At 65.5% G+C, this 17,898-nt stretch carries 19 protein-coding genes; 9 read left to right on the top strand and 10 right to left on the bottom strand.

Translation table 11 applies throughout. From position 1 onward, the window contains the following. Window positions 1-51: 51 nt before the first annotated feature. Genes crcB through IR187_RS08275 form a run of 5 tightly spaced genes read left to right on the top strand, consistent with a single transcriptional unit; the run spans window position 52 to window position 3,200 of the window. Window positions 52-432, top strand: coding sequence for a fluoride efflux transporter CrcB (crcB, locus tag IR187_RS08295; RefSeq protein WP_194954143.1), 381 nt, complete (start codon window positions 52-54; stop codon window positions 430-432). After that, the gene (locus tag IR187_RS08290; protein WP_194954142.1) at window positions 429-1,661 is read left to right on the top strand and encodes an RluA family pseudouridine synthase; all 1,233 of its coding nucleotides are present in this window, start codon (window positions 429-431) and stop codon (window positions 1,659-1,661) included. Before crcB ends, IR187_RS08290 begins: the two co-directional genes overlap by 4 nt. Beyond that, window positions 1,661-2,281, top strand: a complete 621-nt coding sequence (locus tag IR187_RS08285; protein WP_194954141.1) for an FMN-binding negative transcriptional regulator — start codon at window positions 1,661-1,663, stop codon at window positions 2,279-2,281. The genes IR187_RS08290 and IR187_RS08285 overlap by 1 nt, the downstream gene beginning before the upstream one ends. After that, window positions 2,278-2,514, top strand: coding sequence for a hypothetical protein (locus IR187_RS08280; protein WP_194954140.1), 237 nt, complete (start codon window positions 2,278-2,280; stop codon window positions 2,512-2,514). The genes IR187_RS08285 and IR187_RS08280 overlap by 4 nt, the downstream gene beginning before the upstream one ends. Further along, a complete protein-coding gene (locus IR187_RS08275; RefSeq protein ID WP_194954139.1) occupies window positions 2,511-3,200 on the top strand; it encodes an ATP12 family chaperone protein in 690 nt (229 codons plus the stop codon). Before IR187_RS08280 ends, IR187_RS08275 begins: the two co-directional genes overlap by 4 nt. A gap of 119 nt (window positions 3,201-3,319) precedes the next feature. Here the strand turns inward: IR187_RS08275 and IR187_RS08270 are convergent, their stop codons facing one another. The 4 genes from IR187_RS08270 to IR187_RS16740 form a co-directional block, all read right to left on the bottom strand. After that, the gene (locus IR187_RS08270) at window positions 3,320-4,123 is read right to left on the bottom strand and encodes a crotonase/enoyl-CoA hydratase family protein (RefSeq protein ID WP_194954138.1); all 804 of its coding nucleotides are present in this window, start codon (window positions 4,121-4,123) and stop codon (window positions 3,320-3,322) included. A gap of 11 nt (window positions 4,124-4,134) precedes the next feature. After that, window positions 4,135-4,752, bottom strand: a complete 618-nt coding sequence (locus IR187_RS08265) for a 2-hydroxychromene-2-carboxylate isomerase (RefSeq protein WP_194954137.1) — start codon at window positions 4,750-4,752, stop codon at window positions 4,135-4,137. Window positions 4,753-4,756: 4 nt separating this feature from the next. Continuing rightward, on the bottom strand, window positions 4,757-6,289 hold the full coding sequence (locus tag IR187_RS08260; protein ID WP_194954136.1) for an acyl-CoA synthetase: 1,533 nt from the start codon (window positions 6,287-6,289) through the stop codon (window positions 4,757-4,759). A 267-nt stretch (window positions 6,290-6,556) separates the two neighbouring features. Then, window positions 6,557-7,288, bottom strand: a complete 732-nt coding sequence (locus tag IR187_RS16740) for a response regulator transcription factor (RefSeq protein ID WP_228765653.1) — start codon at window positions 7,286-7,288, stop codon at window positions 6,557-6,559. A gap of 77 nt (window positions 7,289-7,365) precedes the next feature. On the opposite strand from IR187_RS16740, the gene IR187_RS08250 reads away from it, so the two are divergent. Continuing rightward, window positions 7,366-8,898 carry a class I adenylate-forming enzyme family protein gene (locus IR187_RS08250; protein ID WP_194954135.1) on the top strand — a complete coding sequence of 511 codons (1,533 nt, stop codon included), beginning with the start codon at window positions 7,366-7,368 and terminating at the stop codon, window positions 8,896-8,898. 679 nt (window positions 8,899-9,577) lie between these two features. Here IR187_RS08250 and IR187_RS08245 read toward each other — a convergent pair. The 6 genes from IR187_RS08245 to crtY all read right to left on the bottom strand — a co-directional run bounded on the left by IR187_RS08245 (window position 9,578) and on the right by crtY (window position 14,938). Further along, window positions 9,578-10,096, bottom strand: coding sequence for an AAA family ATPase (locus IR187_RS08245; protein WP_194954134.1), 519 nt, complete (start codon window positions 10,094-10,096; stop codon window positions 9,578-9,580). Then, window positions 10,093-10,662, bottom strand: a complete 570-nt coding sequence (gene pnuC / locus IR187_RS08240) for a nicotinamide riboside transporter PnuC (protein WP_194954133.1) — start codon at window positions 10,660-10,662, stop codon at window positions 10,093-10,095. The genes IR187_RS08245 and pnuC overlap by 4 nt, the downstream gene beginning before the upstream one ends. Next, entirely contained in the window at window positions 10,659-11,618 is a 960-nt protein-coding gene (locus tag IR187_RS08235; protein WP_194954132.1) for a phytoene/squalene synthase family protein, read from the bottom strand. Before IR187_RS08235 ends, pnuC begins: the two co-directional genes overlap by 4 nt. Beyond that, window positions 11,618-12,199, bottom strand: a complete 582-nt coding sequence (locus IR187_RS08230; RefSeq protein ID WP_194954131.1) for an LOG family protein — start codon at window positions 12,197-12,199, stop codon at window positions 11,618-11,620. The genes IR187_RS08235 and IR187_RS08230 overlap by 1 nt, the downstream gene beginning before the upstream one ends. A gap of 100 nt (window positions 12,200-12,299) precedes the next feature. Next, window positions 12,300-13,784 carry a phytoene desaturase gene (locus tag IR187_RS08225; protein WP_194954130.1) on the bottom strand — a complete coding sequence of 495 codons (1,485 nt, stop codon included), beginning with the start codon at window positions 13,782-13,784 and terminating at the stop codon, window positions 12,300-12,302. Beyond that, window positions 13,781-14,938, bottom strand: coding sequence for a lycopene beta-cyclase CrtY (gene crtY, locus IR187_RS08220; RefSeq protein WP_194954129.1), 1,158 nt, complete (start codon window positions 14,936-14,938; stop codon window positions 13,781-13,783). The genes IR187_RS08225 and crtY overlap by 4 nt, the downstream gene beginning before the upstream one ends. A gap of 45 nt (window positions 14,939-14,983) precedes the next feature. Here crtY and IR187_RS08215 point away from each other — a divergent pair, with 45 nt between their 5' ends. From IR187_RS08215 to lnt, 3 genes are read left to right on the top strand one after another with little or no spacing between them, the layout of a single operon-like run. After that, window positions 14,984-15,733, top strand: coding sequence for a sterol desaturase family protein (locus tag IR187_RS08215; RefSeq protein WP_194954128.1), 750 nt, complete (start codon window positions 14,984-14,986; stop codon window positions 15,731-15,733). Next, window positions 15,681-16,088 (top strand): DUF2141 domain-containing protein, encoded by a 408-nt coding sequence (locus IR187_RS08210; RefSeq protein ID WP_228765652.1) that lies wholly within the window; start codon window positions 15,681-15,683, stop codon window positions 16,086-16,088. Before IR187_RS08215 ends, IR187_RS08210 begins: the two co-directional genes overlap by 53 nt. A 33-nt stretch (window positions 16,089-16,121) precedes the next feature. After that, window positions 16,122-17,891: an apolipoprotein N-acyltransferase gene (gene lnt, locus IR187_RS08205; RefSeq protein WP_194954126.1), complete on the top strand. Its 1,770-nt coding sequence runs from the start codon at window positions 16,122-16,124 to the stop codon at window positions 17,889-17,891. Window positions 17,892-17,898 lie beyond the last annotated feature (7 nt).

Raw genomic sequence — 17,898 nt, 5'->3', positions numbered from 1 at the left:
CGGCAACGCACCCGCTATGCCTCGCCGCCATTTCGGGCTAGGGCGAGTGACATGAACAGCCTGTTTCCCGTCATTATCGGCGGCGCGATCGGCGCCGGTGCCCGCCATCTGGTGGGGCAGGCGATGCTCGCGCGGCTTGGCCCCGGCTTTCCCTGGTGGACACTGACGATCAATATCGCCGGCAGCCTCCTCATGGGCCTGCTGATCGGTGCGCTCGCGCGCGGCGATGGTGCCAGCGACACGGCACGGCTGTTCGTCGGCGTCGGGATTCTCGGCGGCTTCACCACCTTTTCCTCTTTCAGCATGGAATTCTGGATGCTTTTCGAACGCGGCCAAAACGCACAGGCGGCCGCCTATGTCCTCGCATCGGTGATCGGCGCGATCGCCGCCTGCGGGCTCGGCCTGTTCCTCATGCGGCAGATACCGGCATGAGCGACGCCAAGCCACAGCTCGACAGTGCGACGATCGCCGAGGAAGACGACGGCATCCGCCTCGACCGCTGGTTCAAGCGTCATCGCGAAGGCACGCCGCATGCGCTGCTCGCGCGCTGGGCGCGTTCGGGACAGCTGACGCTCGACGGCAAAAAGGCCGATGTGTCGGACCGCATCGCCGCGGGGCAAAAGCTGGTGATGCCGACCCCGCCGGTCGAGACCGCTGCGCGTCCCGCGCGAAAAGGTCGCCCGCTGACCGACGCCGATGTCGAGCTGGCGACCGGCATGATAATCCACCGTGACGCCAGCGCGATCGTCCTCAACAAACTGCCCGGCCTCGCGACGCAGGGCGGCACCAAGACCGAACAACATGTCGACGGCCTGCTCGACGCGCTGAAGTTCGACGGGCCGACGCGGCCCAAGCTTGTCCACCGCCTCGACAAGGACACATCGGGCGCGTTGCTGATCGCGCGCACCCCGCGCGCCGCCGCCTATTTCGCCAAAAGCTTTTCGAACCGCAGCGCGCGCAAGACCTATTGGGCGCTGATCGTCGGCGTCCCCGACATCCAGCAGGGCGAGATCGACCTGCCGCTGGCCAAGCAGCCGGGATCGGGCGGCGAAAAGATGCACGTCCATGACGACGGCCTGCCGTCCAAGACGCGTTATCGCGTGATCGAGCGTGCCGGGAACAGCGCGGCGTGGGTCGAGTTGCAACCGCTCACCGGGCGCACCCACCAGCTCCGCGTCCATATGGCGGCGATCGGCCATCCCATCGTCGGCGACGGCAAATATGGTGGCAAAGGGGCGTTCCTGACCGGATCGATCAGCCGCAAGATGCACCTGCACAGCCGGCGGCTGCGCATCGACCATCCCGACGGCGGCGCGATCGATGTTAGCGCCAAGGTGCCCGACCATTTCACCGCGAGCCTCAACGCGCTCGGATTCGACTTGCTGCTCGGCGAGGTCGGGATCGACCCGACCGAGAAAGGCCCGCCGCCCAAATCGGCACTGAAGGCGCAGGCGAAGGCACACAGCAAACAAATCCGCAAGGCGCGGCGCGGCGAACGGCGCGGGCGCACCGCCGACAGCAAACCGACCGATTTCGTCGGCAAGCCGAAGCCCAAGGCGAAAGCCAAACCGGGCAAGCCCGGCAAGCCGGCGACGGGGAAACCCACAGGCAAAAAGCCAAGCGCGAAGAAGCATCCGGCGCGCCCACCCAAGGCGGGCTGATGCATCCGAACAGCGCCTTTCGTCCCAAAGAGGACGACCTTGCCGAATTGCTGGTCCGCGAGATCGGCTTTGCCGCGATCTTTGCGGGCACCCCCGACGGGCCGCGCGTTGCGCACGCTCCGGTTCTGCTGAGCGACGACGGCACGACGCTGCAATTCCATCTTGCGCGCGGCAATGCGCTGACGCGGCATCTTGCTGGCGCGACCGCGCTCGCCGTCGTGCAGGGGCCCGACGCCTATGTCAGCGCGAGCTGGTATGCCGACGCCGATCAGGTGCCGACATGGAATTATGTCGCGATCGAGATGGAGGGGGTGGCGACGAAGCTGGACGATGCGGCGCTGGTCGCGCAGCTCGACACGCTGTCGACACTCCATGAAGCGCGCGTCGGCGCAAACCCGCCCTGGACGCGCGCGAAGATGAACCCGGCGCTGTTCAGCAAGCTGATCGGCGCGATTGTCGGCTTTGAAATGCGGATCAGCGCGTGGCGACCGACGGTCAAACTGTCGCAAAACAAATCCGCCGACGAACGCGAACGCGTCGCCGCGGGCGTCGAAGCGACCGGCCATGGCGCGCTTGCCCGGTTGATGCGCCACCTCGGCGGCGATAGGGACGGTGCATGACCCGGCCCGACGATGCTCTCGCCAAAAAGCGCTTCTTTGCGATGACGATCATGCGCCTGATGGGCGTCGCCTTTATCGCGATCGGCTTTATCCTGATCAGCGGTGGCTTCACGCTCGCGGGGCAACCGACCGACCGGTGGATCGGCGCCGCGATCGTGCTGGTCGGCGCGTTCGACTTCGCGGTGATGCCGCTGCTGCTCGCGCGCCGCTGGCGCTCGCCTAAAGATCTGTGAAGCGTTTCTGGAAAGAGGTGACCGTCATCGACGAGGATGGCGGCTGGGGCATCGCGCTCGACGGGCGCCCGGTGCGCACGCCGCAGCGGGCGCCGCTGGCGGCGCCAAGCGCCGCGCTCGCCGACGCGATCGCCGCCGAATGGCGCGCGGTCGGCGAAACGATCGACCCCCGCGCGATGCCGATGACCGGGCTGGCCAATGCGGCGATCGACCTGGCGGCGCCCGACCCGGGCGCCTTTGCCCAGCCGATCGCCGCTTATGCTGCGACCGACCTGCTATGTTACCGCGACGACCGCGATGCGGCGTTGCAGGCCGAGCAGGTGACGGCGTGGAACCCGATCCTGGCATGGGCAGAGGCGCAATTCGGGGTCGAATTCGTCATCACGCAGGGGATTTTGCCGGTCGATCAGCCGCCCGCGACTGTTGCCGCGTTGCGCACCGCCACGCTGGGACATGACCCGTGGCGGATGACGGCGCTGTCCCCGCTGGTGACGATCGGCGGATCACTGGTCGCCGGGTTGGCTTGCATGGCGCAGGTGTTCCACCCTGAGCATTTGTGGGAAGCGGTCAGCCTCGACCAATTATATCAGGAACGCCGCTGGGGCGCCGATGCCGAGGCGCAGGCGCAACGCGCCGCGCACAAGCGCGACTGGGACAATGCGGTGCGGTTTTTGGGGCTGCTGTGAGGAACCCGTTCCTCAATCCGTTCGTGTCGAGCGAAGTCGAGACACGCTAGCGCGGCGTTAGACGCATCTCGACTTCGCTCGATGCGAACGGGGAAGAAAAGGGCGGCCTTGCGGCTCGCTCAATCCGCGAAATTCGGCTTCCGCTTCTGCATCCCCGCCATCACCGCCTCGATCTGGTTCGGGGTGCGGATGACCTTGACCTGCTCGTCGCTCTCCGCCTGCAATATCTCTGCATCGCTCGCATCGCCCAGCATGTTGCAAAGCCGTTTGGCACCGCGGATCGCGTGGGGATTCTTGTCGGCAATGACGGCGGCCAGCTCCATCGCCTTCGCCAGCGGATCGTCCGATACATGCGTTGCAAAGCCGAGCAGCTTCGCCTCCGACCCGGTGAATTCGCGGTTGGTGTAGATCATCTCGCGCAGCACATCGTCGGCAACCTGCGTCCGCCACAGCGCCATGCCCGCGACGTCGGGGACCAGCCCCCAGCGCATTTCCATGATCGCAATCCGTGTGTCGGGGTGGACGATGCGGATGTCGGCGGCGGCCATGATCTGGCTGCCCGCGCCGAACGCCACGCCATGCACCGCGGCGATCACCGGCACCGGCAGTTCGCGCCAGCCCCACGCGGCATATTGGGCGTTGTTGACGATGCCCCGCGTTCGCTCGGCGAGTCCCCCGCCCGCGCTGCTCGCACCGGGGTCGCGCTCGCCGCCCAGGCTCGACAGGTCCAGCCCGGCGCAAAAGGCGCGCCCTTCGCCCGACAGCACGACGACGCGCAGGCCCGGCGTCACTTTCAGCTGATCGACCGCTTCGACGAGCGCCTCCCACATCGCGGTGTCGAGCGCGTTCATCTTGTCGGCGCGGATCAGCCGGACGTCGGCGATCCCGCCCTCGAGCATGGTGATCGAAATCCGGTCTTTCATGGGAGAATCCTCTACGCTGTACGTTTTAGGGCGGCTTCGACGAGCGGAAGCTGGTCGTTGCCGAAATACATGTCGTCCTGATCGACAAAGATCGTCGGCGAGCCATAGCCGCCGCGCGCGATGACGTCGTCGGTGTTGGCGCGCAGCCGCGCCTTGACCGCATCGCTGCCCGCCGCTGCCGCCAGCGCGGCGCCGTCGAGCCCCTCAGCATCGGCGACCGCCGTCAGCACCGCCGGGTCGTCGAGATTCTCCTGCCGGTCGAAATAGCTCGCGAAGGCACCGCGCGCGAACCGGACGAGCGCCGCCTGATCCTCCTCGAGCGCGCAGCAGAAACGCATCGCGGCGATGCTTTTCGCCGGATGCCACCGCGACGGGAAATTCATCGGCACCCCGGCCAGCCGCGCCCAGTCCTGCAGCACTTTCCAGCTATGCTGAAGCCGCCGGTTGTCTGCCTGCTCGCGCGCCGCATAGACGGCGGGATTGACCGCGTTGAACACCCCGCCGACGAGGATCGGGCGGTAGGTGGCGGTCGCGCCGGTGCGTTCGAGCACCGCCGGCAGATTATGGAAGGCGAGGCAGGTCCAGGGCGAGGAGAGGTCGAAGAAAAATTCGACGCGCGCGGCGGTCATTGGATCAGGCCTCCGCCTTGGCCTTTTCCCAATATTGGTCGCGAAGCAGGCGCTTGTAGAGCTTACCGGTATCGTGGCGCGGCAGTTCCTCCATGAAATCGATACGGCGCGGGATTTTCACCCCCGACAATCTCTCGCGTGCATAGGCGATCAGCTCGTCGCGCAGCGCGTCATCCGCCTCGGCCATGTCGGCGGGCTGGACGACCGCGATCACCTCCTCGCCCATCTCCTCATGCGGACCGCCGACCACCGCGACATCGGCGACTTTGGGATGGGTGACGAGATGGTTTTCGATTTCCTGCGGATAGATGTTCACCCCGCCCGAAATGATCATAAAGCTCTTGCGGTCGGTGAGGTAGAGAAACCCCTCGTCGTCGAGCTTGCCCACATCGCCGAGCGTCGACCAGCCCTTCGAATTGCGGCTCGACGCGGTTTTCTCATCATCGCCATGATATTCGAAGACATTCTCGCTCTCGAAGAAAACCGTGCCTTCCTCGTTCGGCCCAAGCTCGGTCTCATTGTCCTCGCCCATGATATGCACCGTGCCGAGGATTGGGCGGCCGACACTGCCCTTGTGGGTGAGCCAGTCGGCGCTGGAGATGAAGGTCATGCCATTGCCTTCGGACCCGGCATAATATTCGAACAATACCGGCCCCCACCAGTCGATCATCGCCTGCTTGACCGGCACCGGGCACGGCGCCGCGGCATGGATCGCGACCTTCAATGACGACGTGTCATAGCGGGCGCGAACCTCCTCAGGCAGTTTCAGCATCCGCACAAAATGCGTCGGCACCCACTGGCTCGAGTTCACCCGGTACCGCTCGATATGCGCCAGCGCCGCCTCGGGATCGAATTTCTTCATCAGCACGACGGTGCCGCCGAGACGATGGATCGTCATCGACCAGCGCAGCGGCGCGGCATGATAGAGCGGCGCGGGCGACAGGTAGATGCTGTCGGCGTTGATCTGGAACACCGCCGAGGCGAGCATCACCAGGCTGTTCATCGCATCGATCGCCGGTTCCTCGGGCAGCGGCACGCGCACTCCCTTGGGCCGCCCCGTCGTGCCCGACGAATAGAGCATGTCGACCCCGGCGCGCTCGTCGGCAACGGGGGTCGCGGGCATCGCAGCGACCGCCTCCTCCCAGCTTTCATAGCCCGCAATTTCGCCGCCCATCGCGAAACGCTTGATACCGGTCGTCAGCCGCTGCGCGGCGTCCGCGAGACTGGCCGAGACGACAAGGATCTGCGCACCCGAATTTTCGAGGATATAGTCGGTTTCGTCCTGCGTCAGCCGCGACGAAATGCAGACATAACGCAGCCCCGAACGCTGCGCGCCCCAGGTCAGGCCGTAATAATGCGGCGTGTTGTCGAGCATGAAAGCGACGACATCCTCATGCCCCAGCCCATGCGCGCGAAACAGTTGCGCGGCGCGATTCGACGCCGCGTCGAGTTCGCCATAGCTGATCGCCTCGCCCGTTTCGGCGACTATGATCGCGGCTTTGTCGGGGTTGCTGCGGGCGTGAACGGAAGGGTGCATCGGGCCATCATCTCCGGGAATCGTTGGTTTCTTATGTCCCAGATCAGTAGCAAGCTGAAACTTTTGGTCAAGCAAGGGCGGGTTGGCAGAAGCCGAAGGACGGTGGAATGCCAGCGGATACGCCAATTGATCGCTCCTCCCTGTCGCGCAGCGATGGGGAGGTGGCAGCGCGAAGCGCTGACGGAGGGGCCATGGCGCAACGTCACCGCCCCTCCACCATCGCCTGCGGCGACGGTCCCCCTCCCCATGGCTGCGCCACAGGGAGGATTAATCGGGCCGCGACCGCAGCGCATAACCCCGCCCCGTCACTGTCCACAGCATCGGCCAGGCGAAGCCGCGATCGACCTTGGCGCGCAGCCGGGACATATGCACTTCGACACGGTTGGTGCCGGGGTCGAAATCGAGCCGCCACACCGCGCGGAGCAGCGCATCGCGCGACATCGGCCGATCGGGAACGCGCGCCAGATTGGCGAGCAGGTCGAACTCGCGCAGCGGCAGGCGGATGAGCCGTCCCGCGCGCTCGACCCGCCGATCGATCAGATCGATGCGGAGCTCGCCCGCGCCGATTTGCCCCGCCGTCAAGCGCGCGCGGCGTAGCAGGCAGGCGACGCGCGCCAGCACTTCGGGCAGGTTCGCTGTCCATCCCGCCGCGTCGTCAGCGCCGCTGCGCAAGGCCAGCAGGCGGTCGGCCACACAGTCGCGATCGGACAGGATCAGCATCGGGCGACTGCCCGCGATGCTGCGCGCGAGGCGGATGAATTCGGCGGGTTCCTGCCAGCCGAGAAAAGGGTTGAGAACGAGCAGATCGAAACAGCCGTCAAGCCACGGCCGCAAACCAGCGGCGGGCGGTGCGAGCCGCTCGACGCGCCACCCCTCGCCCATGAATGCGGTCGCGAGCTGCGCGGCGCGCTCCGTGTCGGAATGGAAAAGCGCCACTAGCGGCGCGGCGTGAAGGGCGGCGTGCGGCGTTTCGGATGCAGTCCCTATGGTCGATCCCATCCACGCCCCCTCGCCCCGTCCGACCTACCCGCAGCACCGGGCATTGCGCGACACCGCGCCTGTGCTAACTCCGCAGCATGACCGCAGCCCAGATGCTCGAGAGCGACTTCGCCACCCTGCCCGACCTTGTCCGTGCCCATGCCGCGGAACGTCCCGATGCCGTAGCGGCTGCCGATGCCCAGCGGCGGCTGAGCTGGTCCGAACTGGACCAATTGATCGACCGAATCGCGGCGCGGTTGCAGCAGGACGGCTTTGCGAAGGGCGACCGCACCGCGATTGCGGGGCTGAACAGCGTCGAGCAGATGGCCGTCATCATCGGCACGCTGCGCGCGGGCGGCGTCGCGGGACTGGTGACCAACAGCGCGACAGGCGAACAGATGGCGGCGATGATCGCCGATACCGGCGCGCGGCACCTGTTCCTCGACAACGCGGCGAAGACGAGCCTGGAAGGAAAGGTCATCACTTCGAGCGAGCGGATCGCGATGGACGGCAGTGATGCGGGAACACCGCTCGATGCCTGGCTATCGCTCGCTGGCGCCAAGCCGACGCCCGTCGAGATCGGGTCCGAGGACGGCTTCAACATCATCTATTCGTCGGGGACGACGGGAACGCCCAAAGGGATCGTCCACAGCCATGCGATGCGCTGGCAGCATATCCAGCGCGGCGCGCCCGCTTACGGCCCCCACGCGGTGACGATTCTGTCGACCCCGCTCTATTCGAACACGACGATGGCCAGCTTCATGCCGACGGTCGGTTCGGGCGGGCAGGTCGTACTGATGAAGAAATTCGACGCGCGCGGTTTCCTCGAACTCGCCGAGCGCGAGCGCGCGACCAACACGATGCTTGTCCCGGTGCAGTATCGCCGCATCATGGCGCTGGAGGATTTCGACAGCTTCGACCTCTCCAGTTTTGTCGTCAAATATTGCACCTCGGCGCCCTTCCCCGCCGCGCTCAAGGCCGATGTGCTCGCGCGCTGGCCCGGCGGGCTGGTCGAAATTTACGGGATGACCGAGGGCGGCGCGGCGTTCATTCTGGAAGCGCATCAATTCCCCGACAAACTCCACACCGTCGGCCGCCCCGCGCCGGGGCATATCGCCAAGGTGATCGACGAGGAGGGCAACGAATTGCCGCAAGGATCGGTCGGCGAAGTCGTCGGCCGCTCGCCCGCAATGATGACCGGTTACAACAACCGTCCCGACGCGACCAAGGCGATGCACTGGTACGACGCGGAGGGAAATCTCTTCTATCGCCACGGCGACATCGGTCGGATCGACGAGGACGGCTTCCTGACCCTGATGGACCGCGCCAAGGACATGATCATTTCGGGCGGCTTCAACATCTTCCCGAGCGATCTGGAAGCGATCCTGCTCGCCGACGAGCGCGTCGTCGAAGCCGCTGTGGTTGGGATGCAGAGCGAAGAATGGGGCGAAACGCCGGTCGCGTTCGTGGTGCTGAAGGACGGCACCGATGCCGAGGCGGTTCGCGCCGATTGCAACGCCAAGGTCGGCAAGACGCAGCGGATCAGCGGCATCACCGTGGTCGACGAACTGCCGCGCAGCCCGATCGGCAAGGTGTTGAAGCGGGAATTGCGAGACGCTTACGCGCGGTAGAGTGCGAGTCGTCGCGTTTCGACCAATTGTGGATGTTGCATACTGGCAAGGCCGTCGCCAAAAGCAGCACATGGCTTCAAATCAATCCCAGCGGTCCTTCACAGTCGCGGCCTTCGTCATTGATGGCACGTCTGAGGGACAATCAAAGTGGAACTTATCCTCCCTTTCGCCAAAGTGGATTGACCTGTGCAGCGGTCTAATTCGGATAAGCGGTCCAATACTCGACCACACCTTAAAGGGGCCACTCAGTCATTTGTGCGTTCAATGCACATCTGCAAGCGGATCAGCCTTGATAACCATTTCGGTGCATGGTCGACCAGTGTCGTTGGCGGCGTTTGCCTCCGGGATGTCAAGCACGGCCGATTTGGACACTCTTACTATGTTCGCGACATCGATCGCTCAAGCTTCGGCAGGCTTTCACGCCTCGAATGACGATGCCTTTGCTGACCTCCCTGCGATACCGGATCGACCTCTGTTAGCAGTGGTTCCGTGGCCGGATGATCTTATCACCGATCAAGAGCACACGCTTGCACGCGAACTTATGTTGCACTTTGCCGCTGCATTCCTTTTGCACGCCTCAGGCTGACCCAATCTTCGTCTGGTTTTCGCTGGTCGAGGCTGCAAGCGGACTGTCGCAAAGCCACCCCAAAACCGCCTTCGACGCGTATTTGCAGAAAGGTCAGCTCAACCCCGCCGCCTCTATCGCCGCCAACGCGCTAGCCAACCGCGCATCGCCCTCGCCTTCGACCCACGCCCATTTGAGCTGTCGCCGCTCGAGCTCGCCGATCGCGAGGTCCATGAACTGCCGCCGCGCCAGGTCGCTGCCGAACAGGCGCGTACCGTCCTCCTGCCACTCCAGGTCCATCGCCGGGACGAGATAGAGGTCGGCGGTGTCGCTCCACTCGTCGATTTCGGGCAGGCGCCGGCCGAGCAGCATGATCGCCCACGCCTGCGTCATCAGCGCGTCGGTGTCGGAGATCAACCATTCAGGGTTTTGCGCCATCGCGTCCCGGGTCGCCGCGAGGTGGCCGTCAAAGATCGCCAGCAGGTCAATCGCGTCGAGATCGGTGCCGTTCGCCTCGGCATAGGTGCGGCCATATTCGGGAACGACCAGTCCGCCGAGCCGCAGCGCCAGCCGCGGCGCCAAGGTCGATTTGCCGGTGCTTTCGGCGCCGTGAAAACAGACATGGCGGATCATATCGCCACCCGGCCCGTTGCCGCGGCGCGGCGCCACTGGATCAGACCGTCGATCGACAGGCCGAGCAGCACGACATAGACCGCGCTGGTCGCATAGAGCCCGCGCGAGGCGAACAGCGGGATCGCGATCAGGTCGACGACGATCCACAGATACCAGCTTTCGACGCGTCGCCGCGCGAGCAGCCACTGCGCAGTGATGCTGAACATCGCGATCGCGCCGTCGATCCATGGAGCGACGGCATCGGTGTAGCGATCCATGGCGAAGCTCCACACGATCCACGCGACGATTGTCGCGGCCGCCCAGCCTTGGCGCGATGTCGCGTCCATCCAGCCGACCGGGATGCCGCTGTCTTGGCGGGCGCGCAACCAGCTCGCCCAACCATAAAGATTGAGCGCAAAGAAAAAGCCCTGCAAAACCATGTCGCTGTAGAGCCGAGCGTCGTAGAACACGACTGCGTACAGACTGACCGCCGCGAGCGCGAACGGATAGTTCCATACGCTGCGCAGCGCGACGAGCGCGACGTTGATCAGCACCAGCGCCGCGGCCAGCCATTCGATCTGGGTCATCCGCTGGGTCCGGTCCGCGGGCGCGTCCACAGGCCGTCGCGGCTGATCCGCCGCTGCGGCGGGCGGCGCAGCACCGACCAGCCGGCGCGCACGATCCAGCCGAGTTTGGCGAGGCGCGTCGTGCTCGCGCGGTGGTCCCACGCATGGTCGCCGCGGGCGCGGACTTCGCGCGCGATGTCCCCATAGATGCCCGCCGCGGCAAGCACTGCCCAGCGGCTGCGCGGCGGCAGTTTGCGTGCGCCCCAGCGTGCCGATGCTTCATATTCCGCCGCCATTTCGGCGAGCCATTTGGCCATCACCGACAGGCGCCCGCGAAAGGCGGGGTGCATATGCTGGCCCGGCGGAATGTCGAGTTCGACGATCCATTCGATCGGCAGGTAGCAGCGGTCGGCGGCGGCATCTTCGGCCACGTCGCGCGCGATATTGGCGAGCTGGAACGCGATGCCGAGGTCGGAGGCGCGGTCGAGCGTCGCTTCATCGGCGGGGTCGACCCCCATCACCAACGCCATCGCGACCCCGACCGCGCCCGCGACATGATAGCAATAACGCAGCAAATCGCCCTCGCTGCGCGGGCGCCAGTCGTCGGCGTCGAGCGCGAAGCCCGCGATGATGTCGTCGATCACCGCGCGCGGGATTGCGACGTCGGTGAGCAGATAGCCGAGCGCATCGAACGCTTTGTCGCCGGTGGGCTCTCCGGCGAAGGCGGCATCGGTGAGGGTGCGGATGCGCGCGAGCGCAGCTTGCGCATCATGATCCTGCGACATCGCGCCGCCATGATCCTGGCCGTCGGTCAGATCGTCGGCAGCGCGGCACCAGGCGTAGAGCAGCCAGACGCGTTCGCGGGTTTCGCGGTCGAACAACTGGCTGGCGAGCGCGAAACTTTTCGATCCGCGCGCGATGCTGTCGTGCGCGAAACCGTGGAGGGCGTGCGCGTCATAGACCCCCGCCGCGTCCATTACAGATCGTCGGCCTTCATCGCAAAGATCGGCGCATGGGGTTCATAGGCCTCCATCTTTTCCAGCAGATCGTCGAGCCCGGCGTCGACGATCATGATCCCGGCATGCGCCGGGCGGATAAAGCCGACCTCGATCATATTCCGGTTGAACGCGATCAGGTCGTTGTAGAAACCCGCGGCGTTGAGCAGCCCGACGGGTTTGCTGTGATAACCCAGTTGCGCCCAGCTGATCGCTTCCCACAATTCGTCCATCGTGCCGACGCCGCCGGGGATGGTGAGGAAACCGTCGGAGAGGTCGGTGAACATCTTCTTGCGTTCGTGCATGCCGCTGACGACGTGCAATTCGGTGCAGCCGCGGTGGGCGACTTCGGTACCGACGAGCGCGTCGGGGATCACCCCGATGACTTCGCCGCCAGCTTCGAGCGCGCTATCGGCGACGGCGCCCATCAGCCCGAGGCGGCCACCGCCATAGACGACGCCGATGCCGCGCTGGGCGAGCGTGCGGCCGACGTGGCGCGCGGTTTCGATGTAGATCGGATCGGCAGGGGTGGCGGAGCCACAATAGACGGCAAGACGTTTCATAACCTTCCCCTTACCCGTTCGTTTCGAGCGAAGTCGAGACACCCCGCGTCATTTCCAGCCTGATGGGCTTCTCGACTTCGCTCGAAGCGAACGGTCTCTGTTATTCCGAGCCTTCCAGCATCAGCTTCGCAGTCGCCTTGGCGCTACCGACGACCCCCGGAATTCCTGCCCCCGGATGCGTCCCCGCGCCGACGAAGTACAGGTTCGAAATCACGTCATCGCGGTTGTGCGCCCGAAACCAAGCGCTTTGCCACAGCACCGGTTCAAGGCTGAACGCGCTGCCAAGATGCGCCGACAGGTCGCGCCCGAAATCTGCGGGGGTGTAGTGGAAGCTGGTCGCCAGATTGGCCTTCAGCCCCGGCAGCACTCGCGCCTCGACCTCGTCGAGGATCGCGTCGGCGAATTGCTGGCCGAATGCACCGTCCCAATCGACCTTCGCCTTGCCCAGATGCGCAACCGGGGCGAGGACGTAGAAGGTCGAATAGCCATCGGGCGCCATCGCCTTGTCGGTCGCGGTCGGGTGGTGAAGGTAGAGCGAGAAATCGTCGGGAACGACGCCATTCTTGTAGATATCGTCGAGCAGCCCCTTGTAGCGCGGGCCGAACAGGATGCTGTGGTGCGCAATATCCGGATACTCGCCCTTCACCCCGAAATGGACGACAAACAGCGACGGCGACCAGCGTTTGCGCCCCAGCGCCTTAGCCGCCTTTTTGCCGCGTGGATGGTCCGACAGCAGCGCCGCATAATTGTGCATCATGTCGCCGTTCGACGCGATCATGCCGACCTCACCGCGCCAGCCGCTTGCGGTCTGCACCGCGGTCGCGCGGTCGCCCTGCGTCTCGATCTTGGTCACCGGATCGGCAAGGCGGAGCGTCCCGCCCAGCCGTTCGAACAGCGCCACCATGCCCGCGACCAGCTTGTTCGTGCCGCCGCGCGCGAACCACACCCCGCCCTCTTTCTCGATCGTGTGGATCAGCGCGTAGATCGAACTGGTGTTCATCGGATTGCCGCCGACCAGCAGCGTGTGGAAGGACAAGGCCTGCCGCAGCCGCTCGTCCTGCACATAGGAGGACACGATCGAATAAACGCTGCGCCACGCCTGATATTTCATCAGCGCCGGTGCCGCCTTGATCATCGAGGCGAAGTCGAGGAAGGCGGCCGAGCCCAGCTTGACATAGCCCTCCTCATACACGCCCTTCGAATAGGTCAGGAATTTCTCATATCCCGCGACATCGGCGGGATTGAGCTTGGCGATCTCGGCATTGAGCGCCGCCTCGTCGTTCGAATAGTCGAAGTTGGTGCCGTCGGGCCAGTTGAGCCGGTAGAACGGCATCACCGGATCGAGCGTCACATCGGCAGCCATATCCTGCCCGCTGAGCGCCCAGAGTTCCTGCAGGCATGGCGGATCGGTGATCACCGTTGGTCCGGCGTCGAAGGTAAATCCCTGCCGCTGCCAGTGGTAACCGCGCCCCCCCGCCTTGTCGCGCGCCTCGACGATTGTCGTCTCGACCCCCGCCGATTGCAGGCGGATGGCGAGGGCAAGGCCGCCGAAACCGGCGCCGATGACGATGGCAGTACGGGTCATTTCCAGTCCAGTTTCGACAGCGCCGCAAGCGCGCGGCGAACAGATACGGGCGGCTTGCCCGAGAGGATGCGCAATTTGTCGGCGGCGTTCGACCGGCCCTCGTAAAAGCGCGCGATCAGTCCGGGCGCGAGGCCATAGAAGCGCTGGAATATCCGGTAGCGTTCGTCAGGTTCGGCGGCGCGGAACAACATTGCGCCAAGCATCCGGTAATAACGCTGGCGGCGCCAGGCCGTCGCGGCGCGGGCGCGGAGGCGCGGTCCGAGATCGCCGCGGTCGACGAGCGCGGGCAGCGCCGCCGCCGTCCGCACGGCGTCGGGCAGCGAATAGCCGGTCATTGCGTGGAACACCCCGGCGCGCACCCCGATGCGCCCCACCCGGTCGATTGGAGGCCACAGCCGGTCGAAATCGCCCGCGACGACCACTGGCAGCACCCCGGTTTCTTCGCGCGTTACAGCGGTGACATTCCACTGCCGCCGCGCCGCATAGGCCGCGATCCGGTCGCGTATCGCGTCGAAATCGAGATCGGGCGCATTGCTGTAATAGGTGTCCTCGACGAACACCGTCTCGGCATCGAAGGGCAGCAGATAGACGAAGCGATAGCCGTCCATTTGCTCGACCGTCGCATCCATCACCAGCGGGCGCTCGATGCCATGCCCGCCCTCGACGGTCAGCGCCTGCCCGACGAACTTCTGCCAGCCGCAGTCGAGCATCGAGGTCTTGCCGGTGCCGCGCGCGTCGATGACATGCTTGGCCGACAGCCGCCCGCCGCGTGCCAGCAGCACATGGTCCGCCGCAACATGCTTCGCCCGGTCGGCGATGATCCGTCCGGGCGGCAGCGCCGCGGTCACCGCTTCGGCGAGCGCTTCGCCGGTGATACTCTTGTACCCCATCCGCACCCGGCGCTCGCGTTCGGGAAAGGCGACGTCGTAGCTGTCCCAATGGTATCGGACGAGCGGCGCGACGAGCCAGCGGTCGCGCTTGGCAATGTCGCTATCGAAAAAGGACCAGATGTGATTGCCGCCAATCGCATCGGGTTCGATCAGCCGCACGTCGAGTTTCGGCCGCTTTGCCGCGAGCGCCAGCGCCGCCAGCCCGCCCGCCAGCCCGCCGCCGACGATGGCAATGTCGCAATAATCGGGTTCGGGCGCGGTCATCGCCCCGCCCTAGCCCCCGCGCGCGCGGCCCGCTAGAGGAGTCGCATGGCGGCGATCATTTTCTCGGCACTGGCCATGACGGCGATCGTCGGCGTCCGCTATCTGCTCAGCAGCGGCGGTTTCGCGCTGGCGACGCGGCTTAAGCATCCCGGTCTCTACCGCGGGCTGGAACCGCAGATGCGGCGCGAGATCGGCTGGAGCCTCGCCAGTGCCGCGATTTACGGCGTCCCGGCGGGCGTGGTGGCGTGGGGGTGGCAGACGCACGGCTGGACGCGCATCTACACCGACCTCGATGCGTTTCCGCTCTGGTATCTGCCGGTCAGCCTGCTCGCCTACCTGCTCGCCCACGACACATGGTTTTACTGGACGCACCGCTGGATGCACCGGCCGCGGCTTTTCCGCATCGCGCATGCGGTGCATCACCAAAGCCGCCCTCCGACGGCGTGGGCGGCGATGAGCTTTCACCCGGTCGAGGCAATCACCGGCGCGGTCGTCATCCCCGCGCTCGTGTTCCTGATCCCGATCCATGTCGCGGTGCTGGGGCTGGTGTTGACGATCATGACGGTCATGGGGGTCGGCAATCATATGGGCTGGGAAATGTTTCCGCGCGCGCTTGTTCATGGACCAGTCGGGCGCTGGCTGATAACCGCAACACATCACGAGCAGCATCATGCCGCTTACCGGGGGAATTATGGCCTTTACTTTCGCTTCTGGGACAAGCTTTGCGGCACCGATATCGGGCTTGGCAGCTTTGCTGCTACTCACCGCCGCGAGCCCCCCGCCGCCGACGGTTGATGTCAGCATAACCGGGCTGCGCAATACCAAAGGACAGGTGCTGGTGTGCCTGACCGCCAATCCAAAGGCCTTTCCCGATTGCAGCAAGGACAAGGCATCGGTGCGCATGGCGGTGAAGGCCGCGAACGCCGGCGATTTCAAAGTCGTCGCGCCGGGGGATGGCACCTATGCCATTGCCGTCGTCCACGATGAAAACAGCAACAACAAGATGGATATGGCGCTGTTCCTGCCCAAGGAAGGCTTCGGCTTTTCGCGCAATCCCGCGATCGGGATGGGGGCGCCGAAATTCGGATCGGCAAGCTTTGCGGTGACCGGCGATACGCGGCAGGCAATCCAGATGAAATATATGCTCTAGTGAGGGCGCGGGCGGACAGCTAAAGCAGCGCGCGTGACCGCGCTATCTCCCCGTATCGCCGCTTTCGCCGACCGCTGGCCGAAGCTGATCGCCCTCGCATTGGGCGCCGTTTCGGCGACGGGCTTTGCACCGCTCCATCTCTGGCCACTGACCTTGCTCGCGCTCGCGGGCGGGATGGTGCTGGTTGCGCGCAGTCCCAAGGGCTGGCGGACGTTCGGGATCGGCTGGGCGTTCGGGGTCGGGCATTTCGTCGTCGGGCTGAACTGGATCGCGACGGCGTTCACCTATCAGGCGGCGATGCCCGCATGGCTGGGGTGGATCGCCGTTGTGCTGCTGGCACTGTATCTGGCGGTTTATCCGGCGCTGGCGGCGTGGGGGGCTTGGCAATTCATTCCTCCCCGGAACGGGGAGGTGGCAGCGCAGAGCCCTGACGGAGGGGGGGTGCGTCCTTCAACCACCGTCCTGCAAGGCCGCGAGCCCCCTCCACCGCCTACGGCGGTCCCCCTCCCCGTTCCGGGGAGGATTTCGCTGTCCTTCGTCCTCGCCTTCGCCGCGCTGTGGACGCTGACCGAATGGCTACGAAGCTGGGTGTTCACCGGCTTTGCTTGGAACCCGCTGAGCGCGATCCTTGCACCGATGACGCCGATGCTCTCACCCACACGGCTGGTCGGCACCTACGGAATGTCGGCGATCGTCATGCTAGCCGCCGGGTTCATTCTTGCCCAAGCGGTGCGATGGCTGCCGGCATGGCGGCGGGCACTCAGCCCATCATTGAGGGATGGCACATTTCCGACCATCATACTCGGCGGCATATTGGTCGCGGCGGCAGTGATCACTCTGGTTTTTGCCCAAGCGAGCGCCGTCGGTAATTTCGTGAATACCGCTGTCAACGCTGCGGCCACACCGCAACCGAAATCCATCCCCATCACCGTCGTTCAACCCAATGTCGGCCAGGCCGACAAATGGGTCGGTGCCAAGGCCGACACCAATTTCGCCAAGCTCGCGCGGTTGACCGCGCCGAAAGATGACACCCCGCGTCTGATCCTGTGGCCCGAAGCGGCGGTGCCCGACTATCTCGAATGGGGCTATCCGGCGGTCTATTATGACCGCTCGCCCGCCGCGGCGAGGGCGCGGTTGACGGCTTTGATGAACCCCGATGACGTGATGCTGCTCGGCGCGCTCAAGCTCGAACTCGACAAAAGCGGCGACGTCGTCGGTGCGCGCAATGCGGTGATGACCGTCCATGCCGACGGCACCCTCGGCGCGCGGTATGACAAGGCACATCTGGTCCCTTATGGGGAATATCTGCCGCTGCGCCCGGTGCTCTCGGCGATCGGCCTGTCGCGCCTCGCACCCGGCGATATCGATTTCTGGCCCGGCCCCGGGCCGCGCACCCTCGACCTCGGCGCCTTCGGCCGCGCCGGGCTGCAAATCTGTTACGAGATCATCTTTTCGGGGCAGGTGGTCGACCGCGAGCACCGGCCCGATTTTATCTTCAATCCGTCGAACGACGCGTGGTTCGGCAGCTGGGGGCCGCCACAGCATCTGGCGCAGGCGCGGCTGCGCGCGATCGAGGAAGGGCTGCCTGTCGTGCGCGCCACCCCGACGGGAATCAGCGCGGTAATCGATGCCGATGGCCGCATTCGCAAGTCGCTGCCGATGCACGCCGCTGGGCGGATAGACACCGTGCTGCCGCCCGCGCACGCGCCCACGCTGTTCGCGCGTTACGGCAATATCCTGCCGGTCGGATTCGCGCTGCTGTTGCTCGCGGCGGCCATTGCCTTTCGCCGCCGCGGACGCTAACAGCGCG

This window comes from Sphingopyxis solisilvae, assembly GCF_015475875.1.
In the GTDB taxonomy this organism is placed as follows: Bacteria; Pseudomonadota; Alphaproteobacteria; order Sphingomonadales; family Sphingomonadaceae; genus Sphingopyxis; species Sphingopyxis solisilvae.
Note: the sequence above shows the minus strand (reverse complement) of the source record. Positions and strands in the feature narration are given on the sequence as shown.

Coding starts and splice junctions, on each gene's coding strand:
- crcB (WP_194954143.1), top strand. CDS start 52: ATGAACAGCCTGTTTCCCGTCATTATCGGCGGCGCGATCGGCGCCGGT.
- IR187_RS08290 (WP_194954142.1), top strand. CDS start 429: ATGAGCGACGCCAAGCCACAGCTCGACAGTGCGACGATCGCCGAGGAA.
- IR187_RS08285 (WP_194954141.1), top strand. CDS start 1,661: ATGCATCCGAACAGCGCCTTTCGTCCCAAAGAGGACGACCTTGCCGAA.
- IR187_RS08280 (WP_194954140.1), top strand. CDS start 2,278: ATGACCCGGCCCGACGATGCTCTCGCCAAAAAGCGCTTCTTTGCGATG.
- IR187_RS08270 (WP_194954138.1), bottom strand. CDS start 4,123: ATGAAAGACCGGATTTCGATCACCATGCTCGAGGGCGGGATCGCCGAC.
- IR187_RS08265 (WP_194954137.1), bottom strand. CDS start 4,752: ATGACCGCCGCGCGCGTCGAATTTTTCTTCGACCTCTCCTCGCCCTGG.
- IR187_RS08260 (WP_194954136.1), bottom strand. CDS start 6,289: ATGCACCCTTCCGTTCACGCCCGCAGCAACCCCGACAAAGCCGCGATC.
- IR187_RS16740 (WP_228765653.1), bottom strand. CDS start 7,288: ATGGGATCGACCATAGGGACTGCATCCGAAACGCCGCACGCCGCCCTT.
- IR187_RS08250 (WP_194954135.1), top strand. CDS start 7,366: ATGACCGCAGCCCAGATGCTCGAGAGCGACTTCGCCACCCTGCCCGAC.
- IR187_RS08245 (WP_194954134.1), bottom strand. CDS start 10,096: ATGATCCGCCATGTCTGTTTTCACGGCGCCGAAAGCACCGGCAAATCG.
- pnuC (WP_194954133.1), bottom strand. CDS start 10,662: ATGACCCAGATCGAATGGCTGGCCGCGGCGCTGGTGCTGATCAACGTC.
- IR187_RS08235 (WP_194954132.1), bottom strand. CDS start 11,618: ATGGACGCGGCGGGGGTCTATGACGCGCACGCCCTCCACGGTTTCGCG.
- IR187_RS08230 (WP_194954131.1), bottom strand. CDS start 12,199: ATGAAACGTCTTGCCGTCTATTGTGGCTCCGCCACCCCTGCCGATCCG.
- IR187_RS08225 (WP_194954130.1), bottom strand. CDS start 13,784: ATGACCCGTACTGCCATCGTCATCGGCGCCGGTTTCGGCGGCCTTGCC.
- crtY (WP_194954129.1), bottom strand. CDS start 14,938: ATGACCGCGCCCGAACCCGATTATTGCGACATTGCCATCGTCGGCGGC.
- IR187_RS08215 (WP_194954128.1), top strand. CDS start 14,984: ATGGCGGCGATCATTTTCTCGGCACTGGCCATGACGGCGATCGTCGGC.